Origin of the sequence: Candidatus Planktophila vernalis, assembly GCF_002288185.1 — a bacterium.
Classification (GTDB): Bacteria; Actinomycetota; Actinomycetes; order Nanopelagicales; family Nanopelagicaceae; genus Planktophila; species Planktophila vernalis.
Window position 1 is genome coordinate 469,457 of sequence record NZ_CP016776.1, and the last position, 15,006, is coordinate 484,462.

The following is a 15,006-nucleotide window of genomic DNA, read 5'->3' on the forward strand; positions in this document are numbered from 1 at the left end:
GTGTCCTTTCCGAAGGTACGTGTTCCTTACCTGCTTCTTCTCCCAGGTTTTGTTTTCCTCTTTACTTTCTTTATTCTGCCAATCATTAATCTTGCACAGACATCTACACAGACACCAGTAGCTGGTGGCGATACAGGTGAATACGAACAAACCCTTGCCTTTGGTAACTACATTCAAGCATTTGTAGAGAACAAGGAACAGTTTGGCCGATCATTTATGTACGCAAGCTTGGCCACGATTTTTGCTCTAGCCATTGCTTATCCGCTTGCCTATGCAATCGCCTTTAAAGCAGGAAAGTTTAAAAACATTCTTCTTGTATTAGTTGTTGCACCTTTCTTTACCTCTTTCCTGCTACGAACCGTCGCTTGGAAGCAGATTCTTGGTGAAGAAGGTTTCGTTGTTCCAGGACTTCGCAGCCTGAACATCATTGGGGAGCAGACAACGCTGACTTCGACCTCTATTGCAGTCGTTGCTGGTATGACCTATAACTTCTTACCTTTTATGACTCTGCCGTTGTATGCATCACTAGAGCGCATTGATCCTCGCACAATTGAAGCGGCGGGGGATCTCTATGCCAATGGAATAACAGCTTTTCGCAGGGTTACTGTTCCGCTTTCTATGCCAGGTGTGGTTGCTGGGACTTTACTTACATTTATTCCAGCTGCAGGTGACTACGTCAACGCTGCAATTTTGGGAAGTCCTAATACAAAGATGATTGGTAACGTGATTGAGTCACGCTATTTCAAGATTGTTGATTATCCAACGGCAGCTGCCCTTTCCTTCACTCTGATGGTAGCGATCTTGATTCTTGTTACTTTATATATTCGCAAAGCAGGAACGGAGGAGTTGGTATGAGCCAGAAGATTAAAGATGCCTCCATCCCAACCATTCCCGTTAAGGCTCGATTCTCTCGCTGGTTTGGGCGCAACTTGCTGCGTATCTATATGATCTTTGGTTTCACCTACCTCTTTATTCCAGTTGCTTACACATTTGCCTTCTCATTTAATGACTCAGGTAAGAGTAATTTAATCTGGAAGGGTTTCACCTTAGATAACTGGAAAAATCCTTGCGGGGCGCCTGAGGTTTGTAACGCTCTTGGAAACTCAATCAAGATTGGCTTACTCGCCACTATTTTTTCAACAATTCTAGGCACAATGATTGCCTTTGCAATTGGACGATATAAGTTCAAGGGCCGCTCAAGTTCAAACTTACTTATCTTTTTACCTATGGCAACACCTGAAATCGTTCTCGGTGCTTCACTACTTTCATTGTTCTTGGTATTCAAAATTAACCCAGGATTCTGGCCAACAGTTATTGCACACGTAGTGTTTTGTGTTTCCTTCGTAGTGGTAACCGTAAAGGCCCGTATTGCATCTCTGGATCCACGACTTGAACAAGCTGCAATGGATCTCTACGCCAATGAACTTGAAACATTCCGTAAAGTGACTTTGCCATTAGTAGCACCTGGAATTGCAGGGGCTGCCTTACTAGCCTTTAGCCTTTCTTTTGATGACTTTATTATTACTAATTTCAACTCTGGAACTCTCATAACTTTCCCTAAGTTTGTCTATGTTTCTGCCGCACGCGGAATCCCAGCACAAGCTAACGTGATTGGTTCTGCGATGTTTTTCCTAGCTTTAGCGATAGTTATTGCGGGGCAACTAGTAAAAAGAAAGAAAAACCGCTAACCTTTAGCCAGTCCACAACGAACTACAGGTTGTTTAAGAAAATCTGCGTTGTGGGGTTAGGTTCCGGAGGACCCGGGCCAACTACGAGTAGTGATTGAAGGGGTGATTCCGGTCAAGGCCGGATAGCGCGATGGCAACCATCGACCCTTACGTTCTCAAGCATCTTTCACATATGCAGCCAGCTTTGTATTGGCTGGATGAAGATCCCCTTGAACCACAACCAAATCCAACATTAATTGGTGATGTCACTACTGATTTATGTGTGGTGGGTGCTGGCTATACCGGTTTGTGGACGGCTTTAATTGCAAAAGAACAAAACCCAGAGCGCGAAGTAATCATTGTTGAACAACGTGAAACTGGCGCGGGTGCATCTGGGCGAAATGGTGGGTTCTGTAGCTACTCATTGACCCATGGCTTTATGAATGGATACAGCAGATTTAAAGATGAGATGGCAGTAATTGAACGTTTGGGCCGTGAGAATTTAGATTTAATTGAAGAGACAATCAAGCGATATGGGATTGACTGCCAATTTGAGTGGACCGGTGAGCTACGAATTGCCAATGAAGAGTGGCAGATCGAAGGTTTAGTCGATGAAGCTAATTTGAGAAACTCTTTTGGCGATAACGTTGAAGTTTTAGCACAAGAAGAAATACAAGCACGTGTTAACTCACCGTTATCTAAAGCGGCGCTATGGGATCCAGATGGGACTGCGTTAGTAGATCCGGCGAGATTAGTGTGGGGATTAGAGCGAGCTTGTTTGAAGCTAGGTGTGAAGATTTTCGAAAACACCCACGTTGAATGGTTAGAGCGCACAAGTGATGGAATGATTGTTCATACTCCATATGGAACTGTCTATGCCCAAAAGGTTGCACTTGCTACTAACGTTTTTAAGTCACTAGTAAAGCGTGCGCATAAATATGTTGTGCCGGTATATGACTTTCAGTTAGTTACAGAACCATTGACTAAAGAACAGATGAAATCAATTGGCTGGAAAGGCCGTGAGGGTCTATCAGAGGCAGGAAACCAATTCCATTACTATCGCTTAACCAAAGATAATGAGATTTTGTGGGGCGGCTATGACGCCATATATAACTTCCGCGGCAAGGTGCGCCAAGAGTATGAAACTGATGCTGAAACGTACGCGCACTTAGCGCAGGCGTTCTTAGAAACTTTCCCGCAGCTCAAGGGAATTAAGTTCACACATGGTTGGGGCGGAGCAATTGATACATGTTCACGGTTCTCACCATTTTGGGGTAAAGCCTATGGTGGGCGAGTGGCATATGTATTGGGCTACACCGGACTTGGTGTTGGCTCGACTCGATTTGGCGCACAAGTGATGTTAGATCTTCTGGATAAGGTTGATAACGAACGCACTCGTTTAAAGATGGTTCGCAAGAAGCCGCTGCCATTCCCTCCAGAGCCTTTGAAGTTTATATTTATCCGAATTACGCAGTGGTCAATCAATAGGGCTGATCAAAATCAAGGTAAGCGTAATTTATGGCTGAAATTACTCGATGCTTTGGGCTTGGGCTTTGATTCTTAAGCTTTACCTCTATTCTTAAGCCATGACCAATCACGGCAATATGTATGGCCCCGATTTCACATTTCTAGGAATCGAGCGCTGTGATTTAGATATTCCTTCCTCATATGCTGATGCAGATGTAGTAATCGTTGGCGCACCCATTGATAGTGGAACTTCACATCGTTCAGGTGCCAAGTTTGGTCCACAAGCAATTCGTGGTGGAGATTATCTGCCTCATGATGCTGAGCGTCCACATTTAGCTTTGCGCATCGATGCATTAAAGGAAATGAAAGTTGTCGATGCAGGAGATTTGTTAATGCCAGGTAGTGACTTGGTTGCATCGCTAGAAGTTTTAGCACAAGCCACAGAAAAGATTTCACGTGCTGGTGCTATACCAATCATTCTTGGTGGAGATCACTCAATTGCATCTGCAGATGTTGCAGGAATTGCACGCCACCGCGGTATGGGCAAGATTTCAATGATTCACTTTGATGCACATGCTGATACTGGTGAAGATCAGTGGGGTGCTTTAGTTGGTCATGGCACGCCTATGCGTCGCTTAATTGATACAGGAACAGTGCGTGGAGATCGCTTCTTACAGTTAGGTTTGCGCGGCTATTGGCCAGATGCAAAGACTTTGGATTGGATGCGCGATCAAAGAATGCGCTCCTATGAAATGACAGAGATTCACCACCGCGGACTCAATACAGTTCTAGATGAATCCTTCGCAATTCTTACAAATGAGTGCGATGGAGTTTTCTTATCTGTAGACATTGACGTTGTCGATCCAGGCATGGCACCGGGAACTGGAACTCCAGAACCTGGCGGAATGACTAGCCGTGAGCTTCTTGAGTCGGTGCGCAGAATCTGTCTTGAACTACCAATTGTTGGAATTGATGTTGTTGAAGTAGCACCAGCATTTGATAGCGCCGATATAACTGCAATTTTGGCTAACCGTGTTGTCCTAGAGGCCCTGAGTGCAATTGCAAAGCGCCGTTCAGGAACTAAGTACTCTCCAACTCAAAATCTTCTGGACCGATAAATGCGTGATGTAGTTATTTTGGGCTCCACGGGCTCAATTGGTGTTCAGGCCCTTGAAGTTATCGCAAGCAATCCTTCTCTCTTTAGAGTTGTGGGTATTTCATCTGCAGGAAGCAACCCAGAATTAGTCATTGCACAGGCTAAGCAGTTCAAAGTCTCGCATGTTGGCGTAGTAAATAATGCAGATCTGGTGCGCACAGCATTGCCTGGAGTTACTGTCATAGACGGTGCTAATGCATCAACAGAGATTGCAGCAATTAACTGCGATGTTGTGGTCAATGGCATAACAGGATCTATTGGGCTTGGACCAACACTTGCAGCTTTAGATGCCGGCAATACCTTGGCACTTGCCAATAAGGAGTCATTGGTTGCAGGCGGAGATCTAGTAATGAGTAGGGCTAGGGAACACCAGATAATCCCTGTTGACTCAGAACACAGTGCGATTTTTCAGTCAGCATTGGCTGGCAAGAAATCTGAGATTAAGAAGATTGTATTAACTGCAAGCGGGGGAGCTTTTAGAGATCGCTCAAACCTAGATAGAATTACAGTCGAAGATGCACTTAAGCACCCAACGTGGTCAATGGGGGCAGTTGTAACTATCAATTCAGCGACTCTTGTCAATAAAGGTCTTGAAATCATTGAGGCACATTACTTATTTGGTTTGCCGTACTCTGATATTGAAGCTGTTATTCACCCACAGTCGGTCGTCCACTCCCTTGTTGAATTCAATGATGGCTCAACGATTGCTCAAGCCAGTCCGCCTAATATGAAAGGCGCAATTGCCTATGCAATGAACTGGCCAGATAGATTAAACAAATCAACTGCGCCAATAGATTGGTCAATCCCACACACTTGGTCATTTGCACCTATTAACGCCAAACAATTTCCAAGCATTGATCTAGCTCGCCATTGTGGTGAAGTAGGTGGGGGATTACCTGCGATATTTAACGCTGCTAATGAAGCGGCAGTGGCTGCATTTATCTCCAAAAAGCTTGAATTCAAATCAATAGTTGGAGTTATAGCTGGAGTTGTTGCAGATCTAGAGAAAGATTCACCGAAAACTCTCAGAGATTTATCCGATGTCAGTGCCCTAGAAGATGATGCTCGCACCCGTGCACAAGCACATCTACTACGATTGGCCCCATAATGCAGATCATCGGAATCCTTGGCTTTGTTGTCGCTTTACTCGTCTCAGTGATGATTCACGAGTTTGGCCATTACTTAACTGCCAAGCGTTACGGCATGAAAGTCAGTGAATTCTTTTTAGGTTTTGGAACACGGATTTGGTCAACCAAACGTGGTGAAACCGAGTTCGGTCTTAAAGCTATTCCTGCAGGTGGATATTGCAAGATTGAAGGTATGACACCAGGTGATGTAATGCCTGAAGGTGAAGAGTCACGTGCTTTCTATACTGCTAAATCCTCACAAAAGTTAATTGTCCTTGGTGCTGGCTCATTTCTCCATTTTGTTCTTGGCTACATTCTTCTCTTTGTTTTATTCGCAGGTATTGGTACTAATCAGTTATTGCCCACTATTAATGAAGTAGTCAAAGGATCAGCGGCTCAATCTGCTGGAATTCTGGCTGGAGATGAAGTTCTAGCAATTAATGGCAAGCAAGTTCAAAACTGGTATTCAGATGTTCAGATCATTCGTAACTCTAATGGCGCACCTCTCACTCTCTTGATTAAGCGTGGTGGGGAAGAGCTCACAATAACTGCCTCAGCAAAACTGGAAACTATTGAAGGTTCTGAGCGCTATGTGCTTGGAATCATTAATGACGTTGGACTTAAGCGCTCTGATCTAGGCACCTCATTTAAAAATTCAGCGATTGTTACTAAAGATTTCTTAGTGCAAAGCGTTAAATCACTCATTAATCTTCCTTCAAAGATCCCTGCCTTATGGGGACAAACTGTGAGCGGAGAAACTCGTGATCCCAATGGCTTAGTTGGTGTTGTCGGTGTTGCCCGAGTTTCAGGACAAGCAGTAGGTAGCGATGCATTAACGGCAGCAGAGCGCTTATCAACATTTATTTTGATTATTGCTAGCTTAAATATCTTCGTTGGTTTGTTTAATCTATTGCCGATATTGCCACTCGATGGTGGACATATGGCTGTTGCTATTGCTGATGAGCTTCGCGCATTTATAGCGCGCCTTCGCGGTCGAGCACGCCCAGCCGCAATTGATGTGACTTTGCTGACCCCAGTAACCATGGTGGTCTTCGTGATTCTGGCTGCCCTTACGGTTCTGCTCCTAATTGCAGACATCGTTAATCCAGTCATACTTAATCTTTAGCACAACCCGCATTCTTACGGCACAATAGCGCCATGGTTGATCTAGGAATCCCAAGTGCACCACCTGCCACATTAAGCCCGCGCCGAAAGACGCGTCAGATGATGGTGGGTAAAGTTGGCGTTGGAAGTGATTTTCCGGTCAGCGTGCAATCAATGTGTACAACTCTTACAGCAGATGTGAATGCAACTCTGCAGCAGATTGCAGAGTTAACAGCTTCTGGATGCCAGATTGTTCGTGTTGCAGTTCCAAGTCAAGATGATGCTGATGCATTGGCTCAAATTGCTAAGAAATCACAGATTCCAGTTATTGCAGATATTCACTTTCAGCCTAAATATATTTTCGCTGCCATTGATGCAGGATGTGCTGCGGTGCGTGTTAATCCCGGCAACATCAAGCAATTTGATGACAAAGTAAAGGAAGTTGCTAAAGCTGCGGGAGATGCAGGAATTCCAATTCGTATTGGCGTTAACGCAGGTTCATTAGATCCACGCCTTCTAGCAAAGTATGGCAAGGCAACACCTGAAGCTTTAGCCGAGTCAGCTCTGTGGGAAGCATCATTATTTGAAGAACATGGTTTTTCAGATATTAAAATCTCAGTAAAACACCATGACCCAGTAATTATGGTCAATGCATATCGAATTCTTGCTGCTAAGTGTGATTATCCATTGCACCTTGGAGTGACTGAGGCAGGACCTCTTTTCCAGGGAACAATCAAGTCAGCAACTGCCTTTGGAATTTTGTTAGCAGAGGGAATCGGCGACACTATTCGTGTTTCTCTTTCAGCGCCTCCAGTTGAAGAAGTTAAAGTTGGAATCTCAATTCTTGAATCACTCAACTTACGTCAACGTAAATTAGAGATTGTCTCTTGTCCTTCATGCGGACGTGCACAAGTTGATGTGTATACATTGGCTGAAAAAGTGCAGGCAGGGTTGCAAGGAATGACAGTTCCACTTCGCGTTGCTGTTATGGGCTGCGTTGTTAATGGTCCAGGCGAGGCACGTGAAGCAGATCTTGGTGTTGCATCAGGAAACGGCAAGGGCCAGATATTTGTTAAGGGTCAAGTAATTAAGACCGTACCTGAAGCCCAAATTGTTGAAACTCTAATTGAAGAAGCTATGAGATTAGCCGAAGAAATGGAAGCCGCTGGCGTTGCTTCAGGGCAACCATCTGTTGATGTTCGATAGGCTCACTCCATGCTAAAAATGTCTACGCTCTTTTTGCGTACGCTGCGCGATGACCCAGCAGATGCTGAAGTTGCTAGCCATCGTTTATTAGTAAGAGCGGGATACATTCGCAGAATTGCAGCTGGAATTTACTCATGGCTGCCTCTTGGAGTTATCACTCTTCGCAACGTTGAAAACGTTATTCGCCAAGAGATGGATCAAGCAGGTTTTCAAGAGGTTCACTTCCCAGCACTTTTGCCACGCGAGGCATATGAAGCAACCAATCGTTGGGAAGAGTACGGTCCATCCCTGTTTCGCCTTCAAGATCGCCGTGGCGCAGATTATTTATTAGGACCAACACACGAAGAGATGTTTACTTTGATGGTTAAGGGTGAATATTCATCCTATAAAGATCTTCCACTTTCTATCTATCAAATTCAAACGAAGTATCGCGATGAAGCGCGTCCACGCAGTGGAATCATCCGCGGGCGTGAGTTTGTGATGAAGGATTCATATTCATTTGATATTGATGATGCAGGCTTAGAGGTCTCCTATCAAAAGCACCGTGATGCCTATGTCAGTTGCTTTAATCGCTTAGGAATGAAATACAACATTGTTAAGGCAGTCTCTGGTGCTATGGGCGGTTCTAAATCAGAAGAGTTCTTAGCTCCATGTTCAACTGGTGAAGACACATATGTGCTTTGTCCTAAGTGTGGTTTTGCTGCAAATGTTGAAGCGATGGTTACTAAAGTTCCAGCCGGTGATGCATCAGCTACACCTGCACTTGAGGTCTTGAACACACCAAATACACCAACTATTGATTCACTCGTTGATCTGATGAATGAGAAATTTGGTGGGGGATACACAGCCGCTGACACTTTGAAAAACATTATGTTGATGGCAGATGGCACACCAATCGCTGTTTTGGTTCCAGGTGATCGTGAAGTTGATTTGAAGCGCCTGCAGGAAAACCTAGGCGGCGTTCATGAACTTCGCGTATTTGAAGAAGCGGACTTTGCTAAACATCCCTCACTTGTTAAGGGATATATCGGACCACAAGATGCCGCTAAATCTGGAATTAAGGTTCTAGCCGATCCACGCGTAGCACCAGGAACTGCATGGATCAGTGGAGCAAATAAGAAGGATCACCACGCCCGCTATGTTGTTAATGGTCGTGACTTCACTCCAGATGCATACGTTGAAGCAGCTGAAGTTCGAGCCGGTGATAGCTGTCCTGAATGCAATACTGAAATCATTATTGATCGCGCAATTGAAATTGGTCATATTTTCCAACTTGGTCGCAAGTATGCAGAGGCCCTGAGCCTTACGGTCTTAGATCAAAACGGTAAATCTCAAGTGGTAACTATGGGTTCTTATGGAATCGGTGTTTCACGCGCAGTTGCCGCAATTGCTGAGCAGACTAGCGATGAAATTGGACTTAACTGGCCAGCAGAAATCGCTCCAGCCAAGGTGCACATTGTTGCAACAGGTAAAGAAGATCTTCCATTTGATACAGCCCTAGATATTGGCCAAAAGCTTGAAGCATCAGGAATTACTGTCATGCTCGATGATCGACGTGATGCAAGTGCTGGCGTGAAGTTTAAAGATGCCGAATTGATTGGTAATCCAATTATTGTGGTTGTTGGTAAAGCCCTAGCTGAGGGCAAAGTCGAAGTTCGCGTCCGCAAGAGCGGGGATAAGAGTGAAGTTTTACTTGCTGATGCAGTATCAACAATTGCCAAGTTGCTAGCCTAGAAAAGTGTTTGCTGACTTAACGCTTGCTACGGTTCTATTTCTAATATCTGCATCGTTTTTCGCTGGATTTGTTGATTCAATCGCAGGTGGCGGGGGATTAATTCAACTTCCAGCTCTTTTAATCGGTTTGCCTAAAACAGATACAGTCACAGTTCTTGGCACCAATAAGCTGGGATCAGTTTTTGGGACAACAACGGCAGCAGCTCTCTATCGCAGGCAGATAAAGCCAGATATTAAAGTTCTTGCAGCGATGGCGATACCAGCATTTATTGGATCTGCAATTGGGGCATCTCTGGCCTCACGTATTCCTACACAATCTATGCGCCCGATTGTTCTGGTGCTACTTATCGTTGTTGCGATTTATACATGGTTGAAGCCAGATTTAGGAAAAATTGAGTTGCTACGCCATGCATCAAAGCGTCGAATCCAGATATCAGTAGCTGCCGGATTAGTTATCGGTTTCTATGATGGAATCTTTGGGCCAGGCACGGGCTCATTCCTGATGTTGATTATGGTTGCATCCCTTGGGTATGCCTTCATCACTGCATCGGCAATTGCAAAAGTTGTTAATGTTTCAACAAATGTTGGAGCAATTATGATTTTCGGTTTAAATGGAGCCATTATTTGGAAGCTCGGATTGATGTTAGGCGCTGCCAATGTTGCTGGGGCAATCATCGGTTCACGCCTTGCTATTCGAGGTGGGTCAGTGCTGGTGCGCAAGGTTTTCCTCATAGTTACCGTGGCTTTAATCATAAAAGTAGGAATTGATACTTTCTCATCTTTCTAGTTACAATTGCTCTTACAACTTAATAAGAAAGCAGAAATACTCATGGCGCTCAAGGATTCATTGACTGAACTTCTCACCCCAGCTGTTGAAAACGCGGGATTTTTCTTAGAAGAAGTTCAAATACAAAAAGCCGGTAACCACAGCACTGTTATTTGTGTTGTTGATGGATTAAAGCCGCTCAACATGGATGAAGTTACTTCAGTTTCGCGCGTGATCTCAGAGCTTTTAGATAATGAACCCGCATTGGGTGATAACCCTTTCACACTAGAAGTCACATCTCCTGGTGTTGATCGCCCACTTACTTTGCCCCGCCACTGGACTAAGAACCTCACTCGATTAATCAAGATGACTCTCAACGATGGAACAGTAGTCACTGCCAGACTCGGTGAATTTAACGATACTCATGCCCAGTTAGTTGAAAACATTAAAGGACGCATGAAAAACCATGAGATTGCCTTTGCAGATATCAAGCGCGCTGTGGTTGAAATTGAATTTAACCGAAAGGATGACAACTAATGCATGTTGAGATGTCAGCCTTAGTAGAACTCACTAATGAAAAAGGCATTCCCTTGGAGCAGTTGATTCAAGCAATTGAGGTAGGCGTTCTTACCGCTTATAACCAGACCGATGAAGCTAAGCGTCATGCTCATGCTGTTTTAGATCGTGAGTCAGGTGAAATTCAAATATTGATTCCTCAGTTCAATGAGATTGGCGAGAAAATCGGTGATGAGCAAGATATGCCTGAGGGTTTCTCACGCGTTGCCACATCAACAGCCAGACAAGTAATCAAGATGAAGATGCGTGAAACCAATGATGCATCAATCGTTGCAGAGTTCACTGCCAATGTCGGTGATGTTATCTCTGGTGTTGTTCACCAAGGCCGTGATCCAAAAATGATTCTTGTGAACCTAGGTCGATTTGAAGGACGCATCCCGCCACAAGAACAAGTACCAGGTGAGGTATATAACCACGGTGATCGCATTAAATGTTTTGTTGTTGAAGTAAAACAGGGATTAAAAGGCCCTGAGATCATGTTATCTCGCAGCCACCCAGCACTTGTGAAGCAGTTGTTTGCTCTAGAAGTTCCAGAGATTAATGATCGTATTGTTGAAATCATGGCAGTTGCACGCGAAGCAGGACATCGCACCAAGATTGCAGTTCGCTCACACCGAGCAGGAGTTAGTCCTAAGGGTTCACTCATCGGACCAATGGGTGCTCGTGCTCGCGCAGTGATGGATGAATTACATGGCGAGAAAATTGATATTGTGGATTGGTCAGAAGATCCTGCAACATTTGTTGGGCATTCACTTGCGCCAGCAAAAGTTGCATCCGTTCAAATCACAGACCTAGCCGGGCGCTCTGCCAAGGTGGTTGTGCCTGATTACCAACTCTCACTTGCCATCGGAAAAGACGGGCAAAATGCACGCTTAGCGGCCCGCTTAACTGGCTGGCGAATCGATATTCACCCAGACAATCCGATTGAGGCTTAAGGCCATTATGTATTCAGGCCTTGGGTTCGATACCATGGGGCATTGCTTTAACCGAAGAAATGGATAAGAAAGATATGAAACTCAAATGAGCTCGTTAGAACTATGAGGTCGTACAACTAGGGCTTGCATGTGAAGTTTCATGCGGGCCAAGACAGGGGAAAAAGTGTCAAAGGTCCGCGTACACGAGTTAGCAAAGCAACTCGGTATGGAGAGCAAGGTTGTCCTTGCAAAGCTCCAAGAAATGGGCGAATTCGTCCGGTCAGCATCATCGACAGTAGAAGCGCCAGTTGTGCGCAAGCTCATCGAGATGTATCCCGATGCAAAACCTGCAGAGGAAAAAAAGCCTGTCAAAAAGGCTGCAGCCAAAAAGGCCGCGGCAAAACCTAAGAGTGAAGTAAGTGCTGAACAAGCTGCGGAGTTAGCGGCAGAGCTAGGCGTTGATATCAACGCACTTAAGGCACAACAAGAGCGCGTTGAAGCAGCAAAGGCAGAATCTGCAAAGACACATGCTGCAGAAGCAATCGCTGAAGAAAAATCAGAGCTTCCAAAACCTGCACCACGTCCAGGTAATAATCCATTTTCAACTGGTAGCGCAGTTCCTCGACCACCACGCCCAGGAAATAATCCATTTTCAACTGGTGGAACAACACCACGCCCACCACAACGACCAGGCGGTGCACCGCAACGTCCTGGAATGTCAGGACCACGTCCAGGTTCAGTTCGTCCAGGATTTGCTGCGCGTCCACCAGGATCTCGTCCACCAGCAGGTGCAGGTTTTCCTCCACGCACTGGAGCGCCAACAACTGGTGCACCAGCATCTCCATATAAATCAAATGCAGGTGGAGCACCAGCAGGTGGTCCACAACGTCCAGGTGGCGGTCGCCCACCACAACGTGGCGGTGCAGGCGGAGCATTTGGAAAGAATGCAAGCAAGAAGTCAGGACGTAAATCTAAATCTAGAAAAGCATTGCGCGATGAATTCGACAATATGCAGGCACCACAACTTGGTGGAGCAGTTGTTCCACACGGTGATGGTAAGACTCCTATTCGTATGCGTCGCGGTGCTTCATTGGCAGATTTTGCAGACAAGATCAATGCAGATCCAGCAGCGTTAGTTGCAGCACTCTTTCACTTAGGTGAGATGGTTACAGCAACTCAATCTGTTGATGCTGATACTTTCGAAATTCTTGGCGTTCAACTTGGTTATGACATTCAAATTGTTAGCCCAGAAGATGAAGACCGTGAGCTTCTACAAGGCTTTGATATTGATTTAACTGATGAGCTCAGTGATATTGATCCAGATACATTGGTTGCACGCCCACCAGTAGTAACGGTTATGGGTCACGTTGACCACGGTAAGACTTCACTTTTGGATGCAATCCGTAAGAGTGAAGTTATGAAATCTGAAGCGGGTGGAATTACTCAGCACATTGGTGCATACCAAATTCACCATGACCATAACGGCATTAACCGCGCAATTACCTTTATTGATACACCAGGTCACGAGGCTTTCACAGCTATGCGTGCTCGCGGTGCCAAGGTAACTGACATTGCAGTGCTTGTTGTGGCTGCAGATGATGGAATCATGCCTCAGACAATTGAAGCCTTAAACCACGCTCAAGCAGCAGATGTTCCAATCGTTGTGGCAGTTAACAAGATGGATAAAGAGGGTGCGAACCCAGATAAGGTCCGTCAGCAGTTAACTGAGTACAACTTGATCGCAGAAGAGTACGGCGGAGAAACAATCTTCGTGAACGTCTCTGCTAAATCAGGAGAAGGCGTTCAAGATTTGATCGAATCAATTCTTCTTACAGCCGATGCAGCTATTGATCTACGCGCTGTTGCAGATGATTCTGCTCGTGGTGTGGCAATTGAAGCTCACCTTGATCGTGGTCGTGGCCCAGTTACAACTGTGCTCGTGCAACGTGGAACGCTACGTATTGGAGATCCAATTGTTGCCGGTGGTGCATTTGGTCGCGTTCGTGCGATGTTGGATGAGAATGGTGATTCAGTAGAAATCGCTGGTCCATCACGTCCAGTTCAGGTTCTTGGTTTCACATCTGTTCCAAGTGCTGGAGATACATTCTTAGTTGCCGATGAAGATCGCACCGCTCGTCAGATCGCTGAAAAGCGTCAAGCTGCAGAGCGCAATGCCCAACTTGCTAAGGCACGCAAGAAGGTCTCACTTGAAGACTTTATGGAGCAATCTAAGATCACTACTCTTAATTTGATTCTTAAGGGTGACGTGAGTGGATCTGTAGAAGCTCTAGAAGAGGCATTAATGCAGCTAGATGTTGGCGCAGAAGTTGATCTTCGCGTTATTCACCGTGGTGTTGGTGCAATTACTAAGAGCGATATCACGTTGGCATCTGCTTCAACTGCAGTAGTGATTGGCTTTAACGTTAAGCCAGAGCCACAGACTGCAATCTTTGCTGATCAAGAAGGCGTTGAAGTTCGCTTCTACTCAGTCATCTATCAAGCAATTGAAGAGATTGAGCTCTCACTTAAGGGTCTGCTCAAGCCAATCTATGAAGAAGTTATCACTGGTAACGCTGAAGTTCGTGAGATCTTCAAATCTTCTAAGGCTGGAAACATCGCAGGTTCACTTGTTAAGGATGGAGTCATCCGTCGTAATGCAAAGGCACGCATTTTGCGTGGTGAAACCCTCATTCTTGATAACCTCACAATCGATTCACTCAAGCGCTTTAAAGATGATGCGAATGAAGTCAAGGAAGGCTTCGAATGCGGAATTGGTCTTGGCAATATGAAGGATCTTCAAATTGGCGACACCATTCAAGTCTTTGAGATGCGCGAGAAAAAGCGGGTATAACAATGGCAGCATCACACCGCAGCCAAAAGGTTGCAGACCGAATCAAAGTGATTGTGGCGCAGTTGCTTGAGACAAAGATTAAAGATCCACGTCTTGGCTTCGTCACAGTTACTGATGCACGCGTAACTGGAGATCTCCAACAGGCCTCTGTTTTCTACACAGTCCTTGGCGATATCGACCAACGCGCTGCAACAACTGCAGCTCTAGAGAGTGCTAATGGCGCGATCAGATCAGCGTTGGGGCGTGAATTAGGTTTGCGCATTACGCCGACACTTGCCTTCTTTGAAGATGGTTTACCAGAGAGTGCTAAAGCACTTGATTCATTGCTTTCAAAAGTACATGAATTAGATGCTGAGGTAGCTGCACTTCGTGCGAATGCAACATATGCCGGGGGAGAAGATCCATATAAAGCTCCTCGTGTAATTGACGAGGATTAAT

General features: G+C 45.3%; 13 protein-coding genes. All 13 read left to right on the forward strand.

The window, feature by feature from the left end:
- Positions 1–855, forward strand: coding sequence for an ABC transporter permease (locus A7sIIA15_RS02510; protein ID WP_095685641.1), 855 nt, complete (start codon positions 1–3; stop codon positions 853–855).
- Entirely contained in the window at positions 852–1,688 is an 837-nt protein-coding gene (locus A7sIIA15_RS02515) for an ABC transporter permease (RefSeq protein ID WP_095685642.1), read from the forward strand. The genes A7sIIA15_RS02510 and A7sIIA15_RS02515 overlap by 4 nt, the downstream gene beginning before the upstream one ends.
- 130 nt (positions 1,689–1,818) lie before the next feature.
- Positions 1,819–3,231 carry an NAD(P)/FAD-dependent oxidoreductase gene (locus A7sIIA15_RS02520; RefSeq protein ID WP_095685643.1) on the forward strand — a complete coding sequence of 471 codons (1,413 nt, stop codon included), beginning with the start codon at positions 1,819–1,821 and terminating at the stop codon, positions 3,229–3,231.
- Positions 3,232–3,253: 22 nt separating this feature from the next.
- Complete coding sequence (speB, locus tag A7sIIA15_RS02525) at positions 3,254–4,252, forward strand: agmatinase (protein ID WP_095685644.1); 999 nt, start codon at positions 3,254–3,256, stop codon at positions 4,250–4,252.
- On the forward strand, positions 4,253–5,398 hold the full coding sequence (gene dxr / locus A7sIIA15_RS02530; protein WP_095685645.1) for a 1-deoxy-D-xylulose-5-phosphate reductoisomerase: 1,146 nt from the start codon (positions 4,253–4,255) through the stop codon (positions 5,396–5,398).
- The gene (locus tag A7sIIA15_RS02535; protein ID WP_095685646.1) at positions 5,398–6,543 is read left to right on the forward strand and encodes a M50 family metallopeptidase; all 1,146 of its coding nucleotides are present in this window, start codon (positions 5,398–5,400) and stop codon (positions 6,541–6,543) included. The genes dxr and A7sIIA15_RS02535 overlap by 1 nt, the downstream gene beginning before the upstream one ends.
- A 32-nt stretch (positions 6,544–6,575) precedes the next feature.
- A complete protein-coding gene (ispG, locus tag A7sIIA15_RS02540; RefSeq protein WP_095658660.1) occupies positions 6,576–7,727 on the forward strand; it encodes a flavodoxin-dependent (E)-4-hydroxy-3-methylbut-2-enyl-diphosphate synthase in 1,152 nt (383 codons plus the stop codon).
- 9 nt (positions 7,728–7,736) lie between these two features.
- On the forward strand, positions 7,737–9,461 hold the full coding sequence (locus tag A7sIIA15_RS02545) for a proline--tRNA ligase (RefSeq protein WP_095685647.1): 1,725 nt from the start codon (positions 7,737–7,739) through the stop codon (positions 9,459–9,461).
- A gap of 4 nt (positions 9,462–9,465) precedes the next feature.
- The gene (locus tag A7sIIA15_RS02550) at positions 9,466–10,248 is read left to right on the forward strand and encodes a sulfite exporter TauE/SafE family protein (RefSeq protein WP_095685648.1); all 783 of its coding nucleotides are present in this window, start codon (positions 9,466–9,468) and stop codon (positions 10,246–10,248) included.
- Between the two features lie 42 nt (positions 10,249–10,290).
- The gene (gene rimP / locus A7sIIA15_RS02555; protein WP_095685649.1) at positions 10,291–10,764 is read left to right on the forward strand and encodes a ribosome maturation factor RimP; all 474 of its coding nucleotides are present in this window, start codon (positions 10,291–10,293) and stop codon (positions 10,762–10,764) included.
- Complete coding sequence (gene nusA / locus A7sIIA15_RS02560; protein ID WP_095685650.1) at positions 10,764–11,738, forward strand: transcription termination factor NusA; 975 nt, start codon at positions 10,764–10,766, stop codon at positions 11,736–11,738. Before rimP ends, nusA begins: the two co-directional genes overlap by 1 nt.
- A 163-nt stretch (positions 11,739–11,901) precedes the next feature.
- A complete protein-coding gene (gene infB / locus A7sIIA15_RS02565) occupies positions 11,902–14,568 on the forward strand; it encodes a translation initiation factor IF-2 (RefSeq protein WP_095685651.1) in 2,667 nt (888 codons plus the stop codon).
- Positions 14,569–14,570: 2 nt separating this feature from the next.
- Complete coding sequence (rbfA, locus tag A7sIIA15_RS02570; protein ID WP_029635218.1) at positions 14,571–15,005, forward strand: 30S ribosome-binding factor RbfA; 435 nt, start codon at positions 14,571–14,573, stop codon at positions 15,003–15,005.
- Position 15,006: the final 1 nt, after the last annotated feature.